Source organism: Ruminococcus sp. AM26-12LB, assembly GCF_003480785.1.
GTDB classification, from domain to species: Bacteria; Bacillota; Clostridia; order Lachnospirales; family Lachnospiraceae; genus Blautia_A; species Blautia_A fusiformis.
This window is the reverse complement of sequence record NZ_QUJX01000002.1, coordinates 162,915-188,633: the sequence shown is the minus strand read 5'-3', so window position 1 is coordinate 188,633 and position 25,719 is coordinate 162,915. Positions and strand designations below refer to the sequence as shown.

Here is a 25,719-nt window from a genome sequence, read left to right as displayed (position 1 = left end):
AAGGATCTATGAGAAATTTACGAATCCGGAGGTGATGCTCGTGGGGAAAAATGCATCGGGAATGTATGTCATAGATGAGGATTATAAGATTATCAGCTATAACCTGGCAGCACGTGAGATCTATCCGCAGCTGAAGAGGGGCGAGAAATGCTATCACTGTCTGAGAAACAGAGAAACTCCCTGTGAGATCTGTCCGGTCGTTAACGGGATCAAAGGTCCGAAGAACTATCTGGAACCGGGACGGAATATCCTGCGTTCGGTTGATGCTGTGGAGATTCCGCTGGAATCCGGCGGGACAGGACATGCCCTTGTTTTTTCGGATACAGAGACGAATGATGAGATCAGCAGCGGAATGATGGAGAATCCGCTTCTTATGGGGATCATTAATGTTCTCGGAAAAAATTTTATCAATATCTACTCTGTTGACAGAGAGACTCATAAGGTCCAGGTATGCCGCTTCCAGGGGCAGAGTGGAGCTTATGTGGAGGAGGGACTTCGCAGTGATGAATCCTATGAGAAGATCATGGATATTTATATTGAGAGCAGTGTTGCGGCAGAGGACAGGATCCGGATGCATCAGATGATGGATTTTGAGAAGATATGCCAACGTCTTACAAGGATTCCCCAGTTGATGGTACATTATCGTGTACGCCGAAGCAACGGGAGGATTGAATATTTCTATGTGAAATGTGCCAGGGTAGGAACGGCTGAGGATTTTCAGGCCGTGGTGTTTGCTTTTGCCAATGAGGATATGGATGTACGGTACAGTGAGATGGAGGCCGTACTGGAACCAGGAGGAACAGCATCCGGAAGAAAACTTCTTATTGTAGTGAATGACGAGACGGATCGGAAAGCGCTTACAGAACATCTGGAGGGCAGTTTTGAGGTTATCACTGCGATGAATGAAGCAGAGGGGATGAAGCGTCTGTCTGAGAATTACAAAACCCTTTCTGCAATTCTTCTTGATATGAGTGTGCCGGTATGTGATGAATTTCAGTTTCTGGAGCTGATCCGTGATGATGTGATGCTGACCTCTGTGCCTGTGATCATCATAACCGGAAGTAACCGGTTGGAGGATGAGGTGCGATGTCTGGAACTGGGAGCAGTGGATTTTGTACGGAAACCGTATAATGTCCGTATATTAAAAAGTAAGATCAACAATGTGATCAAGCTGAGAGAGTCCGTGATGGTACTCTCAGCTCTGGAATATGATGATCTTACAGGGCTTTATATCAGACAGGCCTTTTTCCATCATGCAAAGACGCTGATGCGCTTTAATACGAATCAGGATTTTCATGTGGTGGTGGCAGATATAAAGAACTTTAAATGGATCAACGGAACCTATGGAGAGAAGACCGGTGATCAGGTTCTTACCTATCTGGGAGATACGTATAGAAATCAGGTTCGCTACGGGACGGTGGGCAGATATGGAGGAGACCAGTTTGTAGCCATCATATATGGAAAGAAAGAGATCCGTATGGCAGATATGGAGAAATTTATCCACAGGGTCGAGAGTGGAGCACCGATTCCTAATCTGGTGGTCAACTATGGGGTCTATGAGAATGTGGATAAGACACTGCCTTTTACCCTGATCTGTGACAGGGCTTTTCTGGCCATGAAGAGTATCCGGGATGACTATGAGCACCAGATCGCTTTTTATGATGATGAGATGAGAAAGAGGCATATCCGTAACGGACAGATGGAGAATGCTTTCGTGGAGGCTATACGCAATGAAGAATTCGTAGTCTACCTGCAGCCGAAATACAGTGTGGAGACAGAAGAGATCGTTGGGGCGGAGGCACTGGTGCGCTGGAAGAGAGCGGAAGGAACTATGGTTTCGCCGGGAGAATTTATCCCTCTTTTTGAGAAGGATGGTCTGATCGTACGCCTTGATGAATATGTTTTCCGAAAGGTATGCAGCATCCAGGGGGAACGTATAAGATCAGGGAAAAAGATACTTCCGATTTCGGTGAATCTGTCACGTGCCAGTATCCATTACGATAATATGATCTGTCGTTATGTGAAGATCGTGGAAGAAAATGGCATTCCGTTTTCTTCTGTTCCCATTGAATTGACAGAAACTGCTACGTTGTATAATGATCGGATTAGTAAGCTCATAGAGAAGATGGTGGATGCAGGATTCGAGCTGCATATGGATGATTTTGGCTCCGGCTATTCATCTATGACAAGTCTGAACCAGCTGCCATTCGATACTCTGAAGCTGGATAAAAGTCTGATCGATTACATAGAGAATTTTCGTGGGCAGCAGGTGATCCGTCATACCATTTCGCTGGCACATAGCCTTGGAATGAAGGTTCTTGCCGAGGGCGTGGAGAAAGAAAAACAGGTGGAGATCCTGCGAAGCCTGAGCTGCGATGAGATCCAGGGCTTTTATTATGCACGGCCTTTGCCGTGGGAAAACTTTGAAACAAAGGTTATAAGAGCAAAAGAGGCGTGTAAAAAATGAGAGATCATTTTTACACGCCCTTTTTACAGCTAATGCTTCCGGACCTGTTTTTCAATAAGATAAAGTGCAAAATACAGCAGCATGGCAATGATGCAGAGGATCACAATGGACATCAGGACCCATGTAAGTCTGAATGTCTGGCTTCCGTAAATGATCAGGTATCCCAGGCCTTTTCGGGCACCGATAAATTCTCCGATGATCACGCCTACCAAGCAAAGCCCGATGTTGACCTTCATCACACTCAGGATAAGAGGAACGGAGGAGGGCAGGACGATCTTCAGAAGCTTTTCCTTTTTGTGTCCCCCCAGAGTTTCGATCAGCTTCAGCTTTTCCGGATCTGCCTGGCAGAAGCCGGAGTGCAGATTGATAACGGAACCGAAGATGGCTACAGACATGCCGGCGACTACAATGGTACGTTCGTTGGCACCAAGCCATACGATCAGAAGAGGGGCCAGAGCAGATTTCGGGAGACTGTTCAGTACCACCAGACATGGCTCCAGGATCCGTGCGATCCGTCGGGAGCACCAGAGAAGTACTGCGGTTCCTACACCTAGGATCACAACAAAAAAGAAACTGATAAGAGTTTCTGCCAGTGTCACGGCAATATGTGCAAACAGGGACTGATCCCTGCACATGGAAAGAAAGGTCTCTGCGATCAGGGAAGGACTGCTGAAGATAAAGGAATCGATCCATCCAAGATCAGAGGATATTTCCCAAAGTCCCATAAACAGAACAAAAAGAAGTGTTCGTGCAGCCAGGATAATGTGTTTTTCTTTTTTCTGCCGTGCAAGATATTGTTTCTGCTGTCTGGAAATTTCAGGCATTTTCATTGAGCTCCTTCCATATGATGTTAAAATATTTCTTAAAATCCGGAGCATTTCTGGAGGAGAGGGGAGTGCGGTCGCTGATATCCAGATCGATATCAATGATCTTTCGTACAGTAGCAGGACGTGCAGAAAGGATCAGTACCCGGTCGGCCATGCTGATGGCCTCTGAGATATCGTGAGTGACCAGGATCGCAGGCTTGCCGGAGCTTTTGAGGATTTTTCCGATATCATCACTGACATTTAAGCGGGTCTGGTAATCCAGTGCAGAAAAAGGTTCATCCAGAAGAAGGAGCTCCGGTTCCAGCACAAGGGTCCGGATCAGAGCGGCACGTTGGCGCATACCGCCGGAAAGCTGGGAAGGGCGGGCATCACGGAAACGGTCCAGACCGTAGGTCTGAAGAAGGGCTTCTGCATGTGCCAGCTTTTCAGGTGTGAGTTCTTTCCGGATCTCCAGGCCGAGAAGGATGTTTTTGTAGATGCTCCGCCATTCCAGAAGATGATCCTTCTGGAGCATATATCCTACAGTGGCACTGCCGGAGGATACCGGCCGGCCTCCCAGAGTAATGGAACCGTGCTCCGGAGTGAGCAGGCCGGCAATGAGATTCAGAAGAGTGGATTTTCCGCATCCGGAAGGTCCTACAATGGACAGAAATTCACCGGGCATCAGGTCAAAGGATATATGAGAAAGGGCGGGTGTCTCACCGGATAATGTGTGATAGGAGAGACACACGTCCCGCACTTTCAGGACAGGATTCATGGATATTGCCTCCTTTTCGTAGATAATGGTATAATATTATCATATGTCTGAAACATGAGAAGGCCAATGGCAGAGATGTATACTTTGATGTCTGCCTGAAAACAGTTATAGAGAAAGGAATTACAAACATTGAACAAGAGAAACTACCAGAAAGAACTGGATAAACTGATTGAAAGAAACCAGAAAGAAGGGAAAACCCCCAGACTTTTTCTGCATGCCTGCTGTGCGCCATGCAGCAGCTATGTGATGGAATACCTGTCGCAGTATTTTGAGATCACGATATTTTTTTATAATCCCAATATCGCACCAGTGGAGGAATATTCACACCGCGTGGCTGAGATCCGCCGCCTGATCGGGGAGATGGAGTTTGTACATCCGGTAACGCTGGTGGAGGGACGGTATGACCCGAAGGAATTTTATGAGATGGCAAAAGGCCTGGAAGATGTTCCGGAAGGAGGAGAGAGGTGCTTTCGGTGTTACCGTCTGCGGATGGAAGAGGCGGCAAAGCTGGCGAAGGAGGGAGGATATGATTATTTCACCACAACATTAAGTATCAGTCCGCTGAAAAATGCACAGAAGATCAATGAGATTGGCGAGGAGCTGGCAGAAATCTATAAAGTGCCACATCTGACTTCGGATTTTAAGAAAAAGAATGGCTACAAGCGTTCTATTGAACTGTCTCATGAGCATGCTCTGTACCGGCAGAATTATTGCGGCTGTGTATTTTCAAAGAAAGAAGCCATGGACAGAGAACGGCTGGTTACTGAGAATCGAGTGAACAGTAACAACGGCTGAAGACAGCAAACGTATAATTATGAAAAACTTTGCATTTTTATAAAAATATGTTACACTAACACAGAAAAGTGCAGACGTCCGGGAGACGGAGCTCGTGTATGTCCGGAGAAGACAGTTCTGCCGCAAAAAAGAAAAGTGAGGAAGAATCAATATGGCACAGTTATGGGGAGGCCGTTTTACAAAAGAAACGGACAAGCTGGTTTACAATTTTAACGCATCCATTTCCTTTGATCAAAAATTTTACAGACAGGATATCCGTGGAAGCAAGGCACATGTTGCCATGCTTGCAAAACAGGGGATCCTGACAGAGGAAGAAAAGGAGCAGATCACAGAAGGACTGGACGGTATCCTTGCAGACGTGGAAGCAGGCAAGCTGGAGATCACAGCGGAGTATGAGGATATCCACAGCTTCGTGGAGGCAAACCTGATCGACCGTATCGGAGATGCCGGAAAGAAGCTTCACACAGGAAGAAGCCGTAATGACCAGGTAGCTCTGGATATGAAGCTTTATGTCCGCGACGAGATCGATGAGACAGATAAGGAGCTGAAGGACCTTCTTCTTGCCCTGCAGAAGATCATGGAAGAGAATGTTCACACCTACATGCCGGGATTTACCCACCTTCAGAAGGCACAGCCGGTAACTCTGGCACACCATGTAGGCGCATATTTTGAGATGTTCCGCAGAGACCGTGACAGACTTTTTGATATCCGTAAGAGAATGAATACCTGTCCGCTTGGAGCGGGAGCACTGGCAGGAACCACTTATCCGTTGGATCGTGCCTATACTGCAGAGCTTCTCGGCTTTGATGCACCAACCAGAAACAGTATGGATTCCGTATCTGACAGAGATTATGTCATCGAGCTTCTCAGTGCATTTTCTACGATCATGATGCATCTGAGCCGTTTTTCAGAGGAGATCATTCTGTGGAATTCCAATGAGTACCGTTTCGTTGAGATCGATGACGCATACAGCACAGGCAGCAGTATCATGCCGCAGAAGAAGAATCCGGATATCGCAGAGCTTGTCCGTGGAAAAACAGGCCGTGTTTACGGAGCGCTGACATCTATTCTCACAACCATGAAGGGAATCCCGCTTGCATACAACAAAGATATGCAGGAAGACAAGGAGCTGACCTTTGATGCCATCGACACCGTAAAGGGCTGTATCGCCCTGTTTACCGGCATGGTTTCCACTATGCAGTTCAACAAAGCCAACATGGAGGCAAGTGCAAAGAGAGGCTTTACAAACGCCACAGACGCAGCAGACTATCTGGTTAACCACGGTGTACCGTTCCGTGATGCTCACGGCATCGTCGGAAGACTGGTCCTTCTCTGTCTGGATAAGGGAATCTCTCTGGATGAGCTTCCGCTTTCCGAGTACAAAGAGATCAGTCCTGTGTTTGAGGAGGACATCTATGAAGCCATCAGTATGAAGACCTGCGTGGAAAAACGTGTGACTCTGGGAGCGCCGGGACCGGACGTGATGGAGCAGGTGATCGCTCAGAATAAAGAATATCTTGAAAAAAATTAAGATAATGCTTGCATTTTAGGAAAAATTGGTATAGTATTTACAGAAAAGACAAATGTGTGCCATGGAGGGACACGAGATGAGGAGAGTTTTATTATGAGTGAAAAGCTTAAAGTCGGTATTTTAGGTGCAACTGGAATGGTTGGTCAGAGATTCATTTCTCTTCTGGAGAATCACCCGTGGTTTGAGGTGGTTACTGTAGCGGCAAGCCCGAGAAGCGCAGGCAAGACCTACGAGGAGGCTGTAGGCGGCAGATGGAAAATGGATACTCCGATGCCGGAGGCAGTAAAGAAGCTGGTTGTTATGGATATCCACGAGGTTGAGAAGGTTGCAGCTACTGTTGACTTTGTATTTTCCGCAGTTGATATGACGAAGGATGAGATCAAGGCGATCGAGGAAGAATATGCAAAGACAGAGACACCGGTTGTGTCCAACAACAGCGCACACCGCTGGACACCGGACGTTCCGATGGTAGTTCCGGAAATCAATCCGGAGCACTTCGAGGTTATCGAATTCCAGAAGAAACGTCTCGGAACAAAACGCGGCTTTGTAGCTGTTAAACCGAACTGCTCTATCCAGAGCTACGCTCCGGTACTTACCGCATGGAAAGAGTTCGAGCCGTATGAAGTAGTTGCCACTACATACCAGGCTATTTCCGGAGCAGGAAAAACCTTCAAGGACTGGCCGGAGATGGAGCACAACATCATTCCGTACATCGGTGGTGAGGAAGAGAAGAGTGAGAAGGAGCCATTAAGACTCTGGGGCAAGATCGAGGACGGCGTGATCGTTCCGGCTACCACACCTGTCATCACATGCCAGTGTGTACGTGTTCCGGTCCTCAACGGACATACAGCAGCTGTATTCGTTAAATTCCGCAAGAAACCTACCAAAGAGCAGCTGATCCAGAAGTTGGTTGAGTTTAAGGGACTTCCGCAGGAGCTTGAGCTTCCAAGCGCTCCGAAGCAGTTCATCCAGTATCTTGAGGAGGACAACCGTCCGCAGGTACAGATGGATGTAAACTATGAGAATGGAATGGGAGTATCTGTAGGACGTCTTCGTGAGGATACTGTTTATGATTACAAGTTCATCGGACTTTCCCATAACACAGTAAGAGGTGCCGCAGGCGGAGCAGTTCTCTGTGCAGAAACTCTGAAAGCGAAAGGATATATCCAGGCTAAATAAGAACTGGATCCTTTACAGGAAATAAAGAAAATCATCAGAAACGGGATATCGGTTTTTCCGGTGTCCTGTTTTTGCGTGTGTGGAAGGACCAAAGGAGATATGCGCAGAAAAGTAATTACTACAGTTGTGACATTTTCCACAACCACGGCTGCCATGAAAATGGAAAAAACGGCCAGGGAATCTGAATTTCCGGGAAGGCTGATTCCGATCCCTTCAGAGATCAGTGCCCAGTGCGGACTGGCATGGAAATGCGTGGAGCAATCAGAGGAGGAAACAGAAAATTTCCTGAAAAAAAAGGAACTGGCCTGGGATGGCATCTATCGTGTTCTGGTATAAAACGGATATTATTTGTTGTATGTAACAAAACGGAAATTTTTGAAAATTTTCGCATTTTTATTGTTAAATAATTAGTAAAGTGTTACAATATAACAAGCAGATTTCCGGAAAGCGTGTTGCTGTGAACAAAGAAGCAGCAACAAAGTGCCACGCTTGCTAAAAATATGTGGAGGTGCTATTTATGAACAGGGAGGATGTAGAGAAACTGTCAACCGCTGCGAAGGGTAAGATAAACTTACTGAACAGCAATTTCGGAAAATACTTTATGCGGGCGATCATGGCCGGATTTTTTATTGATGTGGCGATGATCTACTGTAACGTTGTTGGAAATGTATTTTCCAAGACATTCCCGGAATGGGGGAAATTCCTTGGAGCCATCGTGTTCTCTATTGCGGTCCTGCTGATCGTAATGGTAGGAGGAGAGCTGTTTACCGGTAACAATCTGGTAATGGCTTTTGGTGCGTATGACAAGAGCGTATCATGGAAAGACGTAGGCAAGGTCTGGGGAATCAGTTACATCGGCAATTTTGTGGGATGCCTGATCCTGGCGCTGATCTTTGCAGGTGCCGGAGCGTCCGGTACAGCAGATTATTTTGCCGGATTTATAAACGGAAAACTGAGTATTCCGGCAGGACAGATGTTTTTCCGTGCGGTACTTTGTAATTTCTTCGTCTGTCTTGCTGTTCTCTGCGGCATTAAGCTGAAGAGTGAGTCAGGCAAGTTCCTGATGATCGTGATCTGTATTTCAGGTTTCGTTGTCAGCGGATTTGAGCATTGTATTGCAAATATGGGTATTTTTACAGTTGCATTCTGTATGGTGCCAGGATTGTCTGTCGGCGCTATGCTTAAAAGCATGGTGATCGTAACACTGGGAAATATAGTTGGCGGAGCTGTGCTTCTGGCATGGCCGCTTAGAAAGATGAGTGCAGATAAATAGTATGGCAAAGGCTTTATACATAGCGGAGAAGCCCAGCGTGGCACAGGAATTTGCGAAGGCTTTGAAGATCAACGGTCAGAGAAAAGACGGATATCTGGAATCTGATGATTCTGTGGTAACCTGGTGTGTAGGACACCTGGTTACCATGAGCTATCCCGAAAAATATGATATCAAGTTTAAAAGGTGGAGTTTTGATACCCTGCCTTTTTTGCCGCGCGAATTTAAATATGAAGTGATCCCCGGGGTCAAAAAGCAGTTCGAGATCGTAAAAGGACTGCTGAACCGGCCGGATGTGGATACCATTTATGTGTGTACCGACTCCGGACGTGAGGGTGAATATATCTACCGTCTGGTAGCCCAGATGGCAGGAGTAAAGGGGAAAGTCCAGAAACGTGTGTGGATCGATTCCCAGACAGAGGAAGAGATCTTAAGAGGGATCCGTGAAGCGAAGGATATCTCGGAGTATGATAATCTGGCAGCATCTGCGTATCTCCGCGCAAAGGAAGATTATCTTATGGGAATCAATTTTTCCAGAGTTCTGACCTTGCGCTACGGAAGCAGTGTCACCAATTATCTCCATTCCAAATATCAGGCCATTGCAGTTGGGCGTGTGATGACCTGTGTTCTTGGCATGGTGGTGCGGAGAGAACGGGAGATCCGTGTCTTTGTGAAGACACCGTTTTACCGTGTCCTTGGCAGCATTGGACTTGCAGGTGAAAATTTTGACGGTGAATGGAGGGCTGTGGAAGGTAGCCGGTATTTCCAGTCCCCGTATCTTTATAAAGAAAACGGCTTCAGGAAAAAAGAGCATGCACAGATGCTGATCGATCAGCTGATGGTGAACCAGCCCCTTTCTTGTATTGTGGAAAAGGTGGAACGAAAAAAAGAAAACAAAAATCCGCCGCTTCTTTTTAACCTGGCGGAGCTTCAGAATGTGTGCTCAAAGCTGTTTAAGATCAGTCCGGACGAGACACTCCGGATCGTACAGGAGCTTTATGAGAAGAAGCTGGTGACTTATCCGAGAACGGATGCCAGAGTTCTTTCCACGGCAGTGGCCAAGGAGATATACAAGAATATATCCGGTCTTCGAAATTATCAGCAGGCCGGTGCTGCGGCGGCAGAGGTTTTGGGGATGGAATCCTGGAAAAGCATTGCAAAGACCAGATATGTGAATGACAAGCAGATCACAGACCATTACGCGATCATTCCTACCGGTCAGGGATTGAATGCGCTTGGAAGCGTGTCTCTTACTGCACAGCGTGTGTACGAGACCATTGTACGGAGATTTTTGTGTATTTTTTATCCGCCGGCCGTTTATCAGAAGGTGAGTCTTGTGACGAAGCTGGACGGCGAGGCATTCTTTTCATCCTTTAAGGTTCTCAAAGAAGAAGGCTATCTGAAGATCGCCACGAATTCTTTTTCGCGGAAAAGGGCTTCAGACAGTGAGAAAAACAGAAATGGAGAGGAAGACGAGGTTTCCTGTGATACTGTGCTCCTGGAGGCGTTGCAGAAGCTGAAAAAGGGTGATATACTTCCTGTGAACGGTTTGAGTATCAAGGAAGGTGAGACTTCACCGCCCAAACGATACAATTCCGGTTCCATGATCCTTGCCATGGAAAATGCGGGACAGCTGATCGAGGATGAGGAGCTTCGAGCCCAGATCAAGGGAAGCGGGATCGGCACCAGTGCTACCCGTGCCGAGATCCTGAAGAAGCTTTTTAACATCAAATATCTGGCACTGAACAAAAAGACCCAGGTGATCACTCCAACACTTCTTGGGGAAATGATCTTCGATGTGGTAAATTGTTCTATCCGGCAGCTTCTGAACCCGGAGCTTACGGCAAGCTGGGAAAAGGGCCTCACCTATGTGGCAGAGGGCAGCATCACGGAACAGGAATATATGGACAAGCTGGAGCATTTTGTGCGGGTACGTACCCGGCAGGTGGAGGCAAGCAATTATCAGTATAACCTGCGGCAGTTTTTTGATGCGGCCGCTGTAAACTACAGGAAGCCGGAGCGAGCTTCCAGACAGGGAGGAAAGAGATCATCATGATGAAAGATTTTACTATCAGCAATATGCTGGATCTGAATGAGACTATTGCAGCAGAGCTTTTTGAGGGAAAAACCTATCCGTGGGAGGTTCTTCCGGAGATCGGAGATTTCATTATTAAGCTGGGAAAAACACTGGATCCTTCTGAATATGAGGAGAAGGGCGAAAATGTATGGATCGCAAGATCCGCTACAGTTGCGCCGACTGCAAGTATCACCGGACCGGCTATCATTGGCAGAGACGCCGAGGTGCGCCACTGTGCATTTATCCGCGGCAAGGCTATCGTTGGTGAGGGCGCAGTTGTGGGAAATTCCACAGAGCTTAAGAATGCAGTGCTGTTTAACAAGGTTCAGGTTCCTCATTATAATTATGTTGGAGATGCTGTGCTGGGATATAAGTCCCACATGGGTGCCGGATCGATCTGTTCCAACGTAAAATCAGACAAGAAGCTGGTTGTCGTAAAAGACGGGGATGAAAAGATCGAAACCGGTCTTAAGAAATTCGGAGCGATGCTCGGAGATCATGTTGAAGTCGGATGCGGTTCTGTGCTGAATCCCGGTACTGTGATCGGACGGAATTCTAATATCTACCCGCTGTCACCGGTACGTGGATGTGTTCCTGCAGATTCCATTTATAAAAATGCAAAAGAGATCGTAAAGAAAAAATAAGAAACAGATCCTTCTGGACACGCATTTAGGCTGCACTTTTGAGAGAGTGCAGCTTTTTTTGATGGGGTGATGGATGCAACAGTATTGGTCGTGGAAGGATGAACCGACCGGGAGCGGGCGGGATTAAGATAAAAACAAAAGCTGTCGAAGTATGACCAGTCCTATAATATGGACTGGGTAAAACCAGTAAAAGAAATATTTTGCTGATTTTCCGCGGATGAAGCCTCTTTTTCCATTGTACAGGTTAATGGACAGAAAGGCAAAGGAGGCTCTCCATTCATAGTAAAGCCAGCAGCTTCCGAGGATTGCCTGGCCTGGCTTATCGTTTCGCATATAGAACATGATCAGCAGGAAGATATACCCCCGCCATCCATAGTCTGCTTTCAGAAAAATGGAAACAACAAGCAGTCCCAGGATGCAGAGAAGCTGCATCGAAGGTCTGGTCTGGAAATATTCGATGGCACAAAAGGCCAGATATCCGAGGAAAAGCGTGAAAAACACATTTTGTCTTTCGTAACGCAGCGTATTTGTAAACATCAGATTCCACGGAATTTCTGAGAGCAGCGCAAAAAGAAGGAGATTTCTTCCATAGAGGAACCGGCTCCGTGTATGCCGGAAGCCTTCCAGCAGGAGAAAACAGAAGATGGGAAAAGCAGCTCTTCCGATATCGCGGAAAATAAGATATACAGTATATTCTCTGCCGAAAAGTGTAAACAGGATTTTCTGTGCAGGCTGATACATACTGAGCAGCACAGCTCCGATATGATCGATCAGCATGGTGATGACCGCGATCATCTTCAGAGCGCTTCCGCTGAGAATGCGGTATTTTTCTGGAAAAACAGAATCCACAGATGCATTCATGAAAAATATACCTCCAGGGTTAAACTTGCTAATATATTATCACATACATACAGTAGTTGCCAGAAATATTTGACAGTTAGGCATGCAATACTGCCGGAATAACTACCAATATTATGCGTTTTATGGCAAAATTTTATCAAATATGACTGGACGAAACAACGGTTTTGTGAGAAAATAGCCGTAGGGTGTTATCGAACTTTTTTTCTCAATAACATCGGTCAATCTATACTTGAAAGGAGTTTTAAAATGATTTATTCACGCGAAGTAGAAGAAATGTGTCCAGTGGCACAGGGCGTACATCATGGTGCCGCTCCGATCCCGGAAGAAGCAAAATGGGTTCAGGCAAAAGAAGTAAAGGATATCTCCGGATTTACACACGGTGTTGGCTGGTGTGCTCCGCAGCAGGGTGCATGTAAGCTGTCCCTTAACGTTAAAGAGGGAATCATCCAGGAGGCACTTGTTGAGACAATCGGATGTTCAGGAATGACTCATTCTGCAGCTATGGCTTCTGAGATCCTTCCAGGACTTACCGTTATGGAGGCACTGAACACAGACCTTGTATGTGATGCAATCAATACAGCTATGAGAGAGCTTTTCCTTCAGATCGTTTACGGACGTTCCCAGTCTGCATTCTCCGAGGACGGACTTGCAGTAGGCGCTGGTCTTGAGGACCTTGGAAAAGGACTTCGTTCTCAGGTTGGTACAATGTATGGAACTCTGAAAAAAGGACCTCGTTACCTTGAGATGGCTGAGGGTTATGTTACAGGTATCGCTCTTGACGAGAACGATGAGATCATCGGATATCAGTTCGTAAGCCTTGGAAAAATGACTGACTTCATTAAGAAAGGTGATGACCCGAACACAGCATGGGAGAAAGCAAAGGGTCAGTACGGCCGTGTTGCAGATGCTGTTAAGATCATCGACCCAAGAAAAGAGTAATTACACTTCGTAAGGTGAAAATATCAGGAGGTTACAGGAAATGGCTTTATTTGAATCATATGAGAGACGAATTGACAAGATCAATTCTGTTTTAAACAGCTATGGAATCGCTTCTATCGAAGAAGCTGAGAAAATCACTAAAGACGCAGGACTGAACGTTTACGATCAGATCAAAGGCATTCAGCCGATCTGCTTCGAGAACGCTTGCTGGGCTTACACAGTAGGTGCAGCTATCGCGATCAAAAAAGGCTGCAGAAGAGCCGCTGACGCAGCAGCAGCTATCGGAGAAGGCCTTCAGGCTTTCTGTATCCCGGGATCCGTTGCAGACACACGTAAAGTAGGTCTTGGACATGGAAACCTTGGAAAGATGCTCCTTGAGGAAGAGACAGACTGCTTCTGCTTCCTTGCAGGACATGAGTCTTTCGCAGCAGCTGAGGGTGCGATCGGTATCGCAGAGAAAGCAAACAAGGTTCGTAAAAAACCTCTTCGTGTTATCCTGAACGGTCTTGGAAAAGACGCTGCTCAGATCATCTCCCGTATCAACGGCTTTACATATGTAGAGACAGAATATGATCCATATAAGAACGAGGTTAAGGAAGTATTCCGTAAATCCTATTCAGAGGGACTTCGTGCAAAGGTTAACTGCTACGGCGCTAACAGCGTTCCGGAAGGTGTTGCGATCATGTGGAAAGAGGGCGTTGACGTTTCCATCACAGGAAACTCCACGAACCCGACTCGTTTCCAGCATCCGGTAGCAGGAACATACAAAAAAGAGTGCAACGAGAAAGGCAAAAAATACTTCTCCGTTGCTTCCGGCGGTGGTACAGGACGTACACTTCATCCGGACAACATGGCAGCAGGTCCTGCTTCCTACGGTATGACTGATACACTTGGACGTATGCATTCTGACGCTCAGTTCGCAGGATCTTCTTCCGTACCGGCTCACGTAGAGATGATGGGTCTTATCGGCGCTGGAAACAACCCGATGGTTGGTATGACAGTTGCTGTAGCTGTTTCCGTACAGGAAGCTGCTGACGCTGGCAAATTCTGATTTTAGATAACGAAAAATAGTGGGAAAGGCTGTAAACCTTAGGGTCTATGGCCTTTTTCTTTTTGCTCTGCAATAGAACAAAATATTCTCAAAAAGTGCGAAAAAACAGTAATAGCGAACACGTAGCTAACATTTTTGGGGAATTTATGAAATATTTTTTGGAGAAATTCATAAAATAAATCAAAGCGGCAGGGGAGATACTGAGAATATTTATGGAAGCGCTTGAGGATTATATTAAACCGGAATTGCTGATCACAGCGATCGCTTTGTATTTTATGGGGATCGCACTGAAGGAGGCTCAGGCTGTGAAGGACAAATATATTCCGCTGATACTGGGGTGTGCAGGGATCCTTATATGCGGAATTTATGTTTTTGCTACCTGTTCCTGTAAAAATGCACAGGATATTGCAATGGCAGTATTTACATCCACGACACAGGGAGTCCTGGTGGCGGGGCTTTCTACATATGTGAATCAGCTGATCAAACAGCTGGAAAAAGATGAATAATGGATTTTGTAAGGTAGTTTCAGATACATGCAGCAGCTGCAGGAATTTATGCGCCAGAAGAAAGCCGTTCAGAACAGGATGCAGGTAATTTGCGGAAATGCCATAATTGAGAGTAGGAGAAAATATATCATAAAAAGGAAGGATACATCATGCATGAGCAGATGTATCCTTCCTTTTTGAATTGGTTATTTATGCATTTTTCAGTGCCTGATCCAGATCTTTGATAATATCATCCACATTTTCGATACCAATGGAAAGACGGATCATTCCGGGAGAAACTCCTGCTTCAACCAGCTGCTCGTCGTTCATCTGACGGTGGGTATGGCTGGCTGGGTGAAGGACCATAGTGATGGAAGCAGCAACATGAGTTGCGATGGTGGCAAGCTTCAGACTGTCCATAAAACGGACTGCTGCATCACGGCCACCGGTCAGTTCAAAGGAGATAACGCCGCAGGTACGACCATCCTTCATATATTTCTGAGCCAGTGCGTGATATTTATCCTCTGGAAGTCCTGCATAATTTACATGAGAAACCTTTTCGTGTGCGTTCAGGTATTCTGCGATCTTCTGGGCATTGGAGCAATGGCGTTCAACACGCAGTGGAAGCGTTTCCAGGCCGAGGTTCAGAAGGAAGCAGTTCATCGGAGACGGAATAGAGCCCAGATCACGCATCAGTTGGGAAGTAGCCTTAGTGATGTAAGCTTTTTTTCCAAACTGCTTTGTATAGACAACACCGTGATAGGATTCATCCGGCTCTGTCAGACCGTGATATTTATGGCCATAGGCATCCCAGTCGAAGTTACCGCTGTCGACAATGGCGCCGCCTACCTGAACGGCATGCCCGTCCATATATTTGGTGGTGGAGTGGGTAACGATATCTGCACCCCACTCGAAGGGACGGCAGTTTACCGGTGTGGCAAAGGTGTTATCCACAATAAGAGGCACGCCGTTCTGGTGTGCAACGTGTGCAAATTTCTCGATGTCCAGGACGACCAGAGCCGGATTGGCGATGGTTTCTGCAAAGAGAACCTTTGTGTTCGGTTTAAATGCGGCAGCAATCTCTTCTTCTGTTGCATCGGTATCAACAAAGGTGCAGTCAATGCCAAGTTTCTTGAAGGTGACGGCAAGAAGGTTGAAGGTTCCTCCGTAAATGGTAGAAGCGGCAACAACGTGATCGCCTGCCTCACAGATATTAAATACTGCGTAGAAGTTGGCTGCCTGTCCGGAAGAAGTCAGGATCGCAGCAACACCGCCTTCCAGATCTGCGATCTTTGCAGCTACGGCATCGTTGGTCGGGTTCTGGAGACGGGTGTAAAAATATCCGTCTGCCTTCAGATCAAATAACTGGCCCATTTCGTCAGTGGTGTCATATTTATAAGTAGTGCTCTGATAAACAGGAAGTGCACAGGGCTCGCCCTTGGATGGGGTATAGCCGGAGTGGATACATTTAGTTTCTAAATTATAGTCGCTCATAGGGATAAGTCCTTTCTGCTGTGTTTTTCGTATGAATTTAACCGAATCAGGGAAGTCTGCCTGCGTTTCAGGGATTTCTGAGAGAAGCTTTGATCCTTACAGTTCGGCTAAATAAAGTATGAAAAATGCATTTGTGTATTTTAAATAAAACTACATATAAGTATAACTCTTTATGTGTTGAAATACAATAATATTCTACATAAACTCTACTAGGGTATAAGGGAAATGAAATATTGCGTTCTGGTGCACATAATAAAACGCTATATGGTCAACGTTTGTAATAAGCATAGTAAGTCATTTTATAGATGCGAAAATGTGAGCGAATGCCGAAAAAATACTGTAAAACAAACAAAATATGTGAATGAAGTAACAAATAGTGAAAATCGCATAAAAACAAAATGGAAATTTTGTACAAAAAAGACATTGCGTTCACGCGCACAAAATGATAATATAACATCATCAAAAAGAACACAAAAACAGAAAACAATAAAAAATGAACGGAGGAATTTAAAATGTTAAGAGTAGGAGTTATCGGATGCGGCGGAATGGGAAGAGATCATATCAGAAGACTGACAGAGAAGATCCAGGGAGCAGAAGTAGTAGCTGTTTCCGATGTATTTGAGGAAAGTGCCAGGAAAGCAGCCGAGATCTGCGGAGCAAAAGTCTATGCAGACAGTAAGGAGCTCATCAATGCAGAGAACGTAGATGCAGTATTTATCGTATCTCCGGGCTTCGCACATGTAGATTCTCTTCTTCAGGCGATCGAGGCCGGTAAGAGGATTTTCTGTGAGAAACCATTATGTACAACTGCTGAGGACTGCCTGAAAGTAGTAAAGGCAGAGGAGGCAGCCGGCAAACATCTCATCCAGCTTGGATTTATGAGACGCTATGACAAGGGATATCAGCAGATCAAGGAAGCACTTGCAACCGGAGAATACGGCGAGCCGCTGATCCTTCACTGTACACACAGAAATCCGGAGGTAGGTACCAATTACAATACACCAATGGCTGTGCACGATACCGCAATCCATGAGATCGATGTCCTTCACTGGCTTGTAGATGATGAGTATGAATCAGCACAGGTAGTAATGCCAAAAGTGACGAAATATTCCCACTTTGAGCTGAAGGATCCGCAGATCATGATGCTCCGTACTAAAAAAGGTGTATGCATTGATGTAGAAGTATTTGTAAACTGCAAGTTTGGATATGACATCAACTGTGAAGTTGTATGTGAGGACGGTGCACTGAAAATGGCACAGCCGGCTTATCCGTCTATCCGCAAGAATGCGGCAGTGTCCACTGCTATTGACACAGACTGCTTCGTAAGATTTAAAGACGCTTATGATAAAGAGGTTCAGGACTGGGTTGATAACGCAGAGGCAGGAGTGATCACAGGACCGAATGCATGGGATGGATACCTGGCAGCGATCACAGCAGATGCTCTTGTAAAAGCGCAGGAAACCGGACAGATCGAGAAAATCGTTTCAGCAGTTGAGAAGCCGGAATTTTATAAATAAATATATTTTACGAGCTCCACCTCATCAAGTGTGAGTTATCATACCAACTTATTGCTACAGACTTCCCCAATGAGTCTGCGGCGGCAGTTACCGGCAGGATCCGATTCCGCTTCGGCTTTGTTGAAACTGCAGTGGAAAACCTGCCGGTGAGATTAACCGGAAAAATTGGCTGAAAAGTAAAAACATATGGAGGGTATTGAAGATGAAATTAGGATTTAATGAAGCAACTGCACTGGAATGTAAAGGACAGTCTCTTATGGCAGACCTGGAGATGTGCGAGAAATATGGTTTTGATTATATTGAGATCCGCTTTGACTGCGTAAAGGACTATCTCAAAGAGCATACACTGGAAGAACTTGCAGACTGGTTTAAGAATCATCATCTGAAACCATGGGCATACAACACTCTGATCTTCTTTAACCAGAGAGATGAGGCAGGGGAAAAAGAGATTGACGAAGAAGTTGATTTTATCCTGAAGGTTTCCAAAGCGATCGGAATGAAAATGCTGATCACCGTTCCAAGCTTTGATGTAAAAGACAAATCTGTCAGTGAGATCAAAGAAGAAGCAGTTGCACGTCTTCGTTATCTTTCCGATAAGGTTGGCGCGGATATGAAGATCTCCTTGGAGTTCTGTGGTGCACCGAACTGCTCCATCAACCAGTTTGGAACAGCCTATGATGTGGTAAAAGCAGTAGACAGAGATAATGTAGGCGTTACCGTGGATACCTTCCATTTCCATGAGATGTGCTCCCGCCTTGAGGACCTGAGAGCTGCTGATGGCAAGAAGATTTTTGCATACCATTTAAATGACTGTGAGGATCTTCCGCTTGGCTCCTGCGGAGACGACAAGAGACTGTGGCCGGGTGAGGGTGTTGTAGATCATGCAGGAATCGCAGCTGCACTGAAGGAGATTGGTTTTGATGGCGTTTGCACCATCGAAGAGTTCCGTCCGGAGTACTATGCAATGAGCCATGAGGACAACGTGAAAAAGGCTGCGGAAGTTACCAGAGACTTTGTGCAGAAATATTTCGGATAATTCATTCAGAAAGGTCCGACCTTAAACCGATAGGAGGTAGATACTATGGCTGGTAAGGGAATCCCTGAATTGTTGAATTACAAGCAGAAGGGGAAAGACTTGAATGAATTCATCAAGGTTCCGTTGTCGGAAAAGCTGGCATACTGTTTTGGTGATCCGGCACTGACCTTGATGTATACCATGACTACAACTCTGCTGATCTATTTTTATACCAACGTTGTTGGAATATCAGCAGGTGCGGTAGGAATGATCATGCTTTTGTCCCGTGTTTTTGATGGATTTTCCGATGTGCTGATGGGAACTATTATCGACCGGACTCATTCCAAGTATGGAAAAGCCAGGATCTGGATCTTAAGACTTGCGGTTCCTTATGCGCTGGCAGCGGTGCTTTTGTTCACCATGCCGCCAATGGGAAATATGGGAAAAATCATCTATGCTTTTGTTACCTATAATATCATGAATACGGTTGTATACACTGCTATCAGCCAGCCATTCCATGCACTGGGATCTCTGATGAGCCGTGACCGTCGTGAACGTGATGTGATCTGTAACATCCGCATGGTATTGTCGATCACAGCAAGTATGATCATTACTGCGTTCACACTGCCGCTGATCAATATCGTAGCGAATATTACCGGCAATCAGCAGATGGCCTGGATCCTAGTAACTGCCGGCTATGCGATCATTTCTGTCGGTGTACTTGTGAATACTTATATGGTCTGTACAGAGCGTGTTTCTGCAGCAAAACAGGAAAAGGAAGATATTCCTTTTGTGGAAGCATTTAAAGCAACCGTTACCAACCGGTATTTCCTTATCGCTCTGGGGCTGATGATCTTTTATACCGCATATCAAATCATTATCGGAACGGACCTTACCTATTACTGCCAGTATGTACTCGGAAATGTAGACCTCGTCATGCCTCTTTCCGCAGCTGAGAAACTGGCAACTGTGGCAGGAATTGCCCTTCTGCCGAAGGTACTTCCCCGTTATGGAAAAAGAAATCTCATCTGTGCCGGCTGCATCCTGGGCGTTGCAGGACAGCTTCTGTTCCTGATGAATATTACCAGTGTTTCGCTTGGTGTTGTAACCTGTATCATGAGAGGTATCGGAATCGCACCTTTCTATGGTGTGCAGTATTCTCTTCCAAGCGATGCTATTGAGTATGGCCAGTGGAAAACAGGCAAGCGTGTGGAGGGTCTGATGTTCTCATCTATGAGCATGGGTCAGAAAGCCGGTTCCGGACTGACTTCTGCTATTATGGGAGGAATTCTTTCGGCGGCATACTTTGACGGAACAAAGGCGACAGCGGCAGAGCAGTCTGCAGAGGCAATCCGCGTGATCAAGGGATTTTATCTGTATGTTCCGATAGCGATCTGGGTAGTGATGTTTGTGATCGCAGCATGCTACCAGCTGGACAAAGTTTATGACAAAATGATGCGTGAACTGATCCAGCGAGAATCGGGAGAGGAAAGCGGCTCTGTGCCGGGCGAGATTCAGTCCATGCCGTTACCGGAAGCTTCCGGAAACCGGATCAACGTGGCAATTGGAAGACTGTATGGCAGCAGTGGAAGAAAGATTGCCGAGGATGTTGCAAAAGCACTGGACTGCAAGGTTTATGATCGTCAGATCATCTGTCTTATGGCAGAAAAGTTCGGTATGGAAAAAGCAGATCTGGAAAGTGTAAGGCAGTATCTGGATTCCTACAATTATGAGGATTCTGAGCTTACATTTTCCCCGTATGGACATTCATCGGCAGGTGCGGCAGCAGATTATACAGGTGTTCAGATGTTTGAGGTGCAGAGCCGGATCATCCGTGAGCTTTCTGAGAGAAGACCAGGTGTATTCCTGGGAAGATGTGCCAACTATGTGCTTCGTGGAGAGCCGCATACATACAGCTTTTTCGTTTATGCAGATGATGCTTACCGGGAAAAAGAGGGCCAGGAATATTATAAAGGCCAGTCTCTTGGAGAACTGAAGAAACGTGATCAGATCCGAAATGAATATTATGAGAAGTTTACCGGAATCCGCAGAGACGATCCCCATTATTACGATATGGTGATCAATGTATCCAAAACAGGTGCAGCCGGAGCGGCCAGCCTGATTCTGGATTATATCCGGAATAAAGAAGAGGAAAAAGGAGGGAATGCATCATGAAGATCGCATTTGACGTAGATGTTCTTGCGAAACAGATGGATATCAACCGTATGGTCCATCAGGTGGCGGACTGGGGATATAAATATATTGAACAGTCTCCGCATCCGAGGATCAATCCGTTCTATAAGCATCCGTTGTTTTCAAAAGAATGTGAACAGGAATACAGACAGGCTCTTAAAGAGACTGGCGTTGAGATTTCGTCCTTTATCGTAGTGTATCGCTGGTCTGGTCCGACGGAGGAACAGAGACAGTTTGCAGTTGCAAACTGGAAACGGATGATCCAGATCGCCGGAGATATGGGAGTGAAGGTTATCAATACAGAGCTTTCGGGTGATCCGAACCAGCAGGAGATCTGCAATGGAATGTGGTTTAGATCCATGGAGGAATTGCTTCCGCTGATCGAGCGTGAGGGTATCCGTGTGGAGATCCAGTCTCATCCTTATGATTTCTGTGAGCTGAATAATGAGACCTGTGATATGGTGAAATCCTTCCGTTCTCCAAACCTTGGTTATGTGTATTCTTCTCCTCACGGCTTCTTCTACGATGAGGGCAAAGGAGATGTGCGGTCCATGCTGAAATATGCGGGAGATGAACTGACCCATGTACTTTTTGCGGATACCTTTAACCAGACCATGGACTGCAGATACATTTTAAATCCGCCGTGGCTGAATGGCCGTGGAAAAGCGGATGTGACGGTGCATCAGCATCTTGCAATGGGTGAGGGTGATGTGGATTTTGATGGTATTTTTGAAACATTGAGAGAAATGGATTTTGCCAGCAAGCAGCTGAAACCGGATGCACCGAAAGCCGGCGGCGATAACATTGCCTGCGTTTCCATGTTTGGTTTTCCGGAAAAGATGGATAAGCAGGCCCCGGAAGCAAGAGAGCGGATTGAGAGAGAACTGCTGGGGAAATGATCGGGTGATCGCGGCAGATCAGAAAGAAAACTGTAATAAATGAGCAGCTGACAGTACGCAGAACGGTGAATAAGACTGATAAAATAATGAATGTGTGCAGAAACACGGTTTCCAGGATGAAAGTTTCATTGTGGAAACCGTGTTTTTTGATGTCTTTCTTTACAAAAAAACTTTACATATATCAAACAACTGTCTTGTCACATGTAAAGGACTGTGGTATTATGTGTAAGATGTTTTGAAAAAAAGTTACATGATAATAAAAAATCAGACAAGTCAATATGGCGGTTACTTAATATTCGCTGTACTAGAAAGCAAAAGCAGGAACTCAAAAAAGAAATCCTGCAGGAAAGGTGAAAGATAATGACAGTTGCAGAAGAAATCCAGAAATTAAAAAAAGAAAAAGATGCCATCATCCTTGCACACTACTACGTGCGTCCCGAAGTGCAGGATGTAGCTGACTATATAGGAGATTCCTTTTATCTCAGCAAGATCGCAGCCAGCGCGAAAGAGAAGACGATCGTGTTCTGTGGAGTAGGATTTATGGGAGAGAGCGCCAAGATCTTAAGTCCGGATAAAACTGTTCTGATGCCTGCCATGGATGCAGACTGTCCGATGGCTCATATGGCAACAGAAGAAGGCATCCGCAAGGTGCGAGAGGAATATGACGATGTGGCAGTTGTCTGTTACATTAATTCCACAGCAACATTGAAGGAGCTTTCTGATGTATGTGTTACTTCCGCAAATGCAGTAAAGATCGTAAAAGCGCTTCCGAACAAAAACATCTTTTTTATCCCGGACAGAAATCTTGCACATTTTATTGCAGAACAGGTTCCTGAGAAGAACTTTATTTATAACGAAGGTTTCTGTATTGTCCATGAATTTATGAATCCGGAAGAAGTAAAAGCAGCAAAAGAAGCGCACCCGGATGCACTGGTTCTGGCACATCCGGAATGTCCTCAGACAGTTCTGAAACAGGCTGATTACATCGGAAGCACATCCGGAATCATTAAATATGCACAGGAAAGTGACAATAAAGAGTTTATCATCTGCACAGAATGTGGCGTTCAGTACAAGCTGGAAACTACCTGCCCGGATAAAAAATTCTACTTCACAGAAACCGTACCGGTCTGCAAAAACATGAAAAAAGTATTTCTGGAAAAAGTTCTCCACGTTCTGAAAACCGGGGAGAATGAGGTTCATGTAACAGACGAGACACGTGAAAACGCGAAGAGACCGCTGGAGCGGATGCTGGAACTGGCAAAATAAATAAAACACATTTGTATAAAAGATTTGTCTGAGTTGGCTGAAAAGAGAAATCAAGACAGAGAGGCGAAAAGCAATGAGAATTAAAACAGACGTAGTAATCGTGGGAACAGGTGTTGCAGGTATGTTCAGTGCCTTGAAGCTTCCGCGGGACAAAAAGATCGTGATCATCACAAAAGAGGATATGAGGAGTAGTGATTCTTTCCTGGCGCAGGGGGGAATCTGTGTGCTTCGTGATGAAAACGATTACGACAGCTATTTTGAAGACACCATGAAGGCAGGACATTACGAAAACAGAAAAGAGTCGGTAGACATTATGATCCGAGGCTCCAGAGATATCATTAATGATCTTGTCGGATATGGCGTGGATTTCAAGATGGATGGAGATGATTTTGCCTATACAAGAGAAGGTGCACATTCCAGACCGAGGATCCTTTATCATGAGGATATCACAGGAAAAGAAATTTCCGAAAAACTGCTCCAGCAGGTTCTGAAGCTTGAAAATGTAACAATTCTGGAATATACTACCATGCAGGATATTCTTGTGGAAAATGGCAAATGTACAGGTCTGAAGGCAGTTTCCGCAGAAGCGAACAGGGCACGTCTTGAAGCTATGGAAGCCGGAAAAGCAGTGAAAAGCCAGGAAGAGATCCAGCCGGGCGGAGAGATCCCGGTAGAGATTTATGCACAGGATACGATCCTGGCCAGCGGCGGGATCGGAGGAAGATATGCGCATTCCACCAACTATCCGCATCTTACAGGGGATGCTCTTGATATTGCAAAAAAACACAATGTGCGTCTGGAACATCTGGATTATGTGCAGATCCATCCGACAACGCTGTATTCCAAGAAACCGGGCCGCAGATTCCTGATCTCAGAATCGGTTCGAGGAGAAGGTGCAGTACTTTATAACAGCAAAAAAGAGCGTTTTGTCAATGAACTTCTTCCAAGAGATGTAGTAACAAATGCGATCCGGGAAGAAATGAAAAAAGAAGGAACAGACCATGTATGGCTTTCCATGGAAAATATTGATAAAGATACGATCCTGAATCATTTTCCGAATATTTATCAGAGATGCCTGGAAGAAGGCTATGATGTGACAAAAGAATGCATCCCTGTTGTTCCTGCTCAGCATTATTTCATGGGCGGTATCTGGGTGGATTCTGACAGCAAGACCAGCATGGACCAGCTTTATGCAGTGGGAGAAACCAGCTGCAACGGTGTACATGGCGCGAACAGACTGGCAAGTAATTCCCTGCTGGAGAGCCTTGTATTTGCAAAACGTGCAGCCAAAGCAATCTCAGCAGAAAAGAAAAGTGCTGCAGGTGCGGCGTGAATGCAGCCGGAATATAAATATCCGTATTATGAAAGACAGGAGCAGCCTTGCTTTGGAGAACAGGGCTGCTGTGATAATTAAGAAAGAGCAGGTATTGTAAAATGAATAAGATCACAATGACACTTCAGGTAGATCACCTGATCCTGGAGGCTTTAAAGGAAGATATTTCAAGTGAAGACGTTACCACAAACTCTGTTATGAAAGAAGCAGTTCCGGGAGAGGTAGATCTGATCTGTAAAGAGGATGGAATCATTGCGGGACTGGAAATCTTCAGCCGTGTATTTACGCTTCTGGATGCTGACACAAAAGTGGAGCTGTTCTGCAAGGATGGAGATGAAGTAAAAAAAGGTCAGAAAATGGGAAAAGTTACAGGAGATATCCGGGTGCTTCTTTCCGGCGAGCGTGTGGCGCTGAATTATCTTCAGAGAATGAGCGGGATCGCAACCTATACACATTCGGTTGCGTCACTTCTTGAAGGAACAGGGATCACATTGCTGGATACCAGAAAAACGACGCCGAATATGCGTATTTTTGAGAAATATGCTGTTCGTGTAGGCGGCGGACAGAACCACAGATATAATCTTTCAGATGGAGTTCTTTTGAAAGACAATCACATCGGAGCAGCAGGAAGCGTTGCGAATGCTGTAAAAATGGCGCAGGAGTACGCTCCTTTTGTCCGCAAGATCGAAGTTGAGGTAGAAACTCTTGATCAGGTAAAAGAAGCTGTTGAGGCCGGCGCAGATATCATCATGCTTGATAATATGACTCCGGAGATGATGAAAGAAGCGGTGCAGCTGATCGGCGGAAGAGCCAAAACTGAATGTTCTGGAAATGTTACAAAAGAAAACATTGCAAAGATCAGGGATGTTGGTGTAGACTATGTATCAAGTGGTGCGTTAACGCATTCTGCACCGATCCTTGATATTTCGCTTAAGAATCTTCATCCGCTTTCCTGAAAAATGCAGGATTTTACAGAATACCGAGTGCTGTGACAGGAAATACCCCGAATATCAGAAAAGAAGCGTGAATTGCCGGAAGCAGAGGCATAGCAGGTGATGTCGGGCCGAGGTGGAGAGATCGCGAGAATGAAGGAGAGAGGTATCGGAACAAAAAGTACAG

At 45.7% G+C, this 25,719-nt stretch carries 22 protein-coding genes; 18 read left to right on the top strand and 4 right to left on the bottom strand.

Annotated features, from left to right (window positions below; genetic code table 11):
- The first annotated feature begins 40 nt into the window (after window positions 1-40).
- Window positions 41-2,467 (top strand): EAL domain-containing response regulator, encoded by a 2,427-nt coding sequence (locus DW694_RS02035; RefSeq protein WP_286186753.1) that lies wholly within the window; start codon window positions 41-43, stop codon window positions 2,465-2,467.
- A 29-nt stretch (window positions 2,468-2,496) separates the two neighbouring features.
- Here DW694_RS02035 and DW694_RS02030 read toward each other — a convergent pair whose 3' ends face one another.
- Together DW694_RS02030 and DW694_RS02025 are read right to left on the bottom strand one after the other, a co-directional pair.
- Entirely contained in the window at window positions 2,497-3,291 is a 795-nt protein-coding gene (locus DW694_RS02030) for an ABC transporter permease (protein WP_118752463.1), read from the bottom strand.
- Entirely contained in the window at window positions 3,284-4,051 is a 768-nt protein-coding gene (locus tag DW694_RS02025; RefSeq protein ID WP_118752462.1) for an ABC transporter ATP-binding protein, read from the bottom strand. The genes DW694_RS02030 and DW694_RS02025 overlap by 8 nt, the downstream gene beginning before the upstream one ends.
- A 129-nt stretch (window positions 4,052-4,180) precedes the next feature.
- Here DW694_RS02025 and DW694_RS02020 point away from each other — a divergent pair, with 129 nt between their 5' ends.
- From DW694_RS02020 to DW694_RS01990, 7 genes are all read left to right on the top strand, one after another.
- Complete coding sequence (locus DW694_RS02020; protein WP_059086312.1) at window positions 4,181-4,846, top strand: epoxyqueuosine reductase QueH; 666 nt, start codon at window positions 4,181-4,183, stop codon at window positions 4,844-4,846.
- A 151-nt stretch (window positions 4,847-4,997) separates the two neighbouring features.
- Window positions 4,998-6,377 carry an argininosuccinate lyase gene (gene argH / locus DW694_RS02015; protein WP_015525719.1) on the top strand — a complete coding sequence of 460 codons (1,380 nt, stop codon included), beginning with the start codon at window positions 4,998-5,000 and terminating at the stop codon, window positions 6,375-6,377.
- Between the two features lie 93 nt (window positions 6,378-6,470).
- Complete coding sequence (gene asd / locus DW694_RS02010; protein ID WP_015525720.1) at window positions 6,471-7,556, top strand: aspartate-semialdehyde dehydrogenase; 1,086 nt, start codon at window positions 6,471-6,473, stop codon at window positions 7,554-7,556.
- 99 nt (window positions 7,557-7,655) lie between these two features.
- A complete protein-coding gene (locus tag DW694_RS02005; RefSeq protein ID WP_118752461.1) occupies window positions 7,656-7,892 on the top strand; it encodes a DUF3343 domain-containing protein in 237 nt (78 codons plus the stop codon).
- 181 nt (window positions 7,893-8,073) lie between these two features.
- Window positions 8,074-8,829 carry a formate/nitrite transporter family protein gene (locus DW694_RS02000; RefSeq protein ID WP_118752460.1) on the top strand — a complete coding sequence of 252 codons (756 nt, stop codon included), beginning with the start codon at window positions 8,074-8,076 and terminating at the stop codon, window positions 8,827-8,829.
- Window position 8,830: 1 nt separating this feature from the next.
- On the top strand, window positions 8,831-10,882 hold the full coding sequence (locus tag DW694_RS01995) for a DNA topoisomerase (RefSeq protein WP_118752459.1): 2,052 nt from the start codon (window positions 8,831-8,833) through the stop codon (window positions 10,880-10,882).
- Complete coding sequence (locus DW694_RS01990; RefSeq protein WP_021651109.1) at window positions 10,879-11,547, top strand: transferase; 669 nt, start codon at window positions 10,879-10,881, stop codon at window positions 11,545-11,547. The genes DW694_RS01995 and DW694_RS01990 overlap by 4 nt, the downstream gene beginning before the upstream one ends.
- A 123-nt stretch (window positions 11,548-11,670) precedes the next feature.
- Here DW694_RS01990 and DW694_RS01985 read toward each other — a convergent pair whose 3' ends face one another.
- Window positions 11,671-12,408, bottom strand: a complete 738-nt coding sequence (locus tag DW694_RS01985) for a TraX family protein (RefSeq protein ID WP_118752458.1) — start codon at window positions 12,406-12,408, stop codon at window positions 11,671-11,673.
- Between the two features lie 246 nt (window positions 12,409-12,654).
- Here DW694_RS01985 and DW694_RS01980 point away from each other — a divergent pair, with 246 nt between their 5' ends.
- The 3 genes from DW694_RS01980 to DW694_RS01970 all read left to right on the top strand — a co-directional run bounded on the left by DW694_RS01980 (window position 12,655) and on the right by DW694_RS01970 (window position 14,904).
- Complete coding sequence (locus DW694_RS01980; protein WP_015525726.1) at window positions 12,655-13,347, top strand: hypothetical protein; 693 nt, start codon at window positions 12,655-12,657, stop codon at window positions 13,345-13,347.
- Window positions 13,348-13,387: 40 nt separating this feature from the next.
- On the top strand, window positions 13,388-14,398 hold the full coding sequence (locus DW694_RS01975) for a GGGtGRT protein (RefSeq protein ID WP_015525727.1): 1,011 nt from the start codon (window positions 13,388-13,390) through the stop codon (window positions 14,396-14,398).
- Window positions 14,399-14,610: 212 nt separating this feature from the next.
- Window positions 14,611-14,904: a phage holin family protein gene (locus DW694_RS01970; RefSeq protein ID WP_118752457.1), complete on the top strand. Its 294-nt coding sequence runs from the start codon at window positions 14,611-14,613 to the stop codon at window positions 14,902-14,904.
- Between the two features lie 189 nt (window positions 14,905-15,093).
- Here DW694_RS01970 and DW694_RS01965 read toward each other — a convergent pair whose 3' ends face one another.
- A complete protein-coding gene (locus DW694_RS01965; protein ID WP_118752456.1) occupies window positions 15,094-16,377 on the bottom strand; it encodes an O-acetylhomoserine aminocarboxypropyltransferase/cysteine synthase family protein in 1,284 nt (427 codons plus the stop codon).
- A gap of 512 nt (window positions 16,378-16,889) precedes the next feature.
- Between DW694_RS01965 and DW694_RS01960 the strand changes: the two genes are divergently transcribed.
- From DW694_RS01960 to nadC, 7 genes are all read left to right on the top strand, one after another.
- Window positions 16,890-17,894 (top strand): Gfo/Idh/MocA family oxidoreductase, encoded by a 1,005-nt coding sequence (locus DW694_RS01960; protein WP_118752455.1) that lies wholly within the window; start codon window positions 16,890-16,892, stop codon window positions 17,892-17,894.
- Between the two features lie 202 nt (window positions 17,895-18,096).
- Entirely contained in the window at window positions 18,097-18,930 is an 834-nt protein-coding gene (locus DW694_RS01955) for a sugar phosphate isomerase/epimerase family protein (RefSeq protein WP_021651116.1), read from the top strand.
- A 45-nt stretch (window positions 18,931-18,975) separates the two neighbouring features.
- A complete protein-coding gene (locus DW694_RS01950; protein ID WP_118752454.1) occupies window positions 18,976-21,084 on the top strand; it encodes a cytidylate kinase family protein in 2,109 nt (702 codons plus the stop codon).
- A complete protein-coding gene (locus DW694_RS01945; RefSeq protein WP_015525733.1) occupies window positions 21,081-22,001 on the top strand; it encodes a sugar phosphate isomerase/epimerase in 921 nt (306 codons plus the stop codon). The genes DW694_RS01950 and DW694_RS01945 overlap by 4 nt, the downstream gene beginning before the upstream one ends.
- 360 nt (window positions 22,002-22,361) lie before the next feature.
- A complete protein-coding gene (gene nadA, locus DW694_RS01940) occupies window positions 22,362-23,267 on the top strand; it encodes a quinolinate synthase NadA (RefSeq protein ID WP_118608252.1) in 906 nt (301 codons plus the stop codon).
- A 73-nt stretch (window positions 23,268-23,340) separates the two neighbouring features.
- Window positions 23,341-24,600, top strand: coding sequence for an FAD-binding protein (locus DW694_RS01935; protein ID WP_059086302.1), 1,260 nt, complete (start codon window positions 23,341-23,343; stop codon window positions 24,598-24,600).
- Window positions 24,601-24,701: 101 nt separating this feature from the next.
- Window positions 24,702-25,556, top strand: a complete 855-nt coding sequence (gene nadC / locus DW694_RS01930) for a carboxylating nicotinate-nucleotide diphosphorylase (RefSeq protein ID WP_021651122.1) — start codon at window positions 24,702-24,704, stop codon at window positions 25,554-25,556.
- Window positions 25,557-25,719 lie beyond the last annotated feature (163 nt).

What these genes read in the sequence shown, in the direction of transcription:
- DW694_RS01945 (WP_015525733.1), top strand. Translation starts at nt 21,081, where the DNA reads ATGAAGATCGCATTTGACGTAGATGTTCTTGCGAAACAGATGGATATC.
- DW694_RS01960 (WP_118752455.1), top strand. Translation starts at nt 16,890, where the DNA reads ATGTTAAGAGTAGGAGTTATCGGATGCGGCGGAATGGGAAGAGATCAT.
- asd (WP_015525720.1), top strand. Translation starts at nt 6,471, where the DNA reads ATGAGTGAAAAGCTTAAAGTCGGTATTTTAGGTGCAACTGGAATGGTT.
- DW694_RS02000 (WP_118752460.1), top strand. Translation starts at nt 8,074, where the DNA reads ATGAACAGGGAGGATGTAGAGAAACTGTCAACCGCTGCGAAGGGTAAG.
- DW694_RS01965 (WP_118752456.1), bottom strand. Translation starts at nt 16,377, where the DNA reads ATGAGCGACTATAATTTAGAAACTAAATGTATCCACTCCGGCTATACC.
- DW694_RS02025 (WP_118752462.1), bottom strand. Translation starts at nt 4,051, where the DNA reads ATGAATCCTGTCCTGAAAGTGCGGGACGTGTGTCTCTCCTATCACACA.
- DW694_RS01935 (WP_059086302.1), top strand. Translation starts at nt 23,341, where the DNA reads ATGAGAATTAAAACAGACGTAGTAATCGTGGGAACAGGTGTTGCAGGT.
- nadC (WP_021651122.1), top strand. Translation starts at nt 24,702, where the DNA reads ATGAATAAGATCACAATGACACTTCAGGTAGATCACCTGATCCTGGAG.
- DW694_RS01955 (WP_021651116.1), top strand. Translation starts at nt 18,097, where the DNA reads ATGAAATTAGGATTTAATGAAGCAACTGCACTGGAATGTAAAGGACAG.
- DW694_RS01975 (WP_015525727.1), top strand. Translation starts at nt 13,388, where the DNA reads ATGGCTTTATTTGAATCATATGAGAGACGAATTGACAAGATCAATTCT.
- DW694_RS01990 (WP_021651109.1), top strand. Translation starts at nt 10,879, where the DNA reads ATGATGAAAGATTTTACTATCAGCAATATGCTGGATCTGAATGAGACT.
- DW694_RS01950 (WP_118752454.1), top strand. Translation starts at nt 18,976, where the DNA reads ATGGCTGGTAAGGGAATCCCTGAATTGTTGAATTACAAGCAGAAGGGG.
- DW694_RS01985 (WP_118752458.1), bottom strand. Translation starts at nt 12,408, where the DNA reads ATGAATGCATCTGTGGATTCTGTTTTTCCAGAAAAATACCGCATTCTC.
- nadA (WP_118608252.1), top strand. Translation starts at nt 22,362, where the DNA reads ATGACAGTTGCAGAAGAAATCCAGAAATTAAAAAAAGAAAAAGATGCC.
- DW694_RS02005 (WP_118752461.1), top strand. Translation starts at nt 7,656, where the DNA reads ATGCGCAGAAAAGTAATTACTACAGTTGTGACATTTTCCACAACCACG.
- DW694_RS01980 (WP_015525726.1), top strand. Translation starts at nt 12,655, where the DNA reads ATGATTTATTCACGCGAAGTAGAAGAAATGTGTCCAGTGGCACAGGGC.
- DW694_RS01995 (WP_118752459.1), top strand. Translation starts at nt 8,831, where the DNA reads ATGGCAAAGGCTTTATACATAGCGGAGAAGCCCAGCGTGGCACAGGAA.
- DW694_RS02030 (WP_118752463.1), bottom strand. Translation starts at nt 3,291, where the DNA reads ATGCCTGAAATTTCCAGACAGCAGAAACAATATCTTGCACGGCAGAAA.
- argH (WP_015525719.1), top strand. Translation starts at nt 4,998, where the DNA reads ATGGCACAGTTATGGGGAGGCCGTTTTACAAAAGAAACGGACAAGCTG.
- DW694_RS01970 (WP_118752457.1), top strand. Translation starts at nt 14,611, where the DNA reads ATGGAAGCGCTTGAGGATTATATTAAACCGGAATTGCTGATCACAGCG.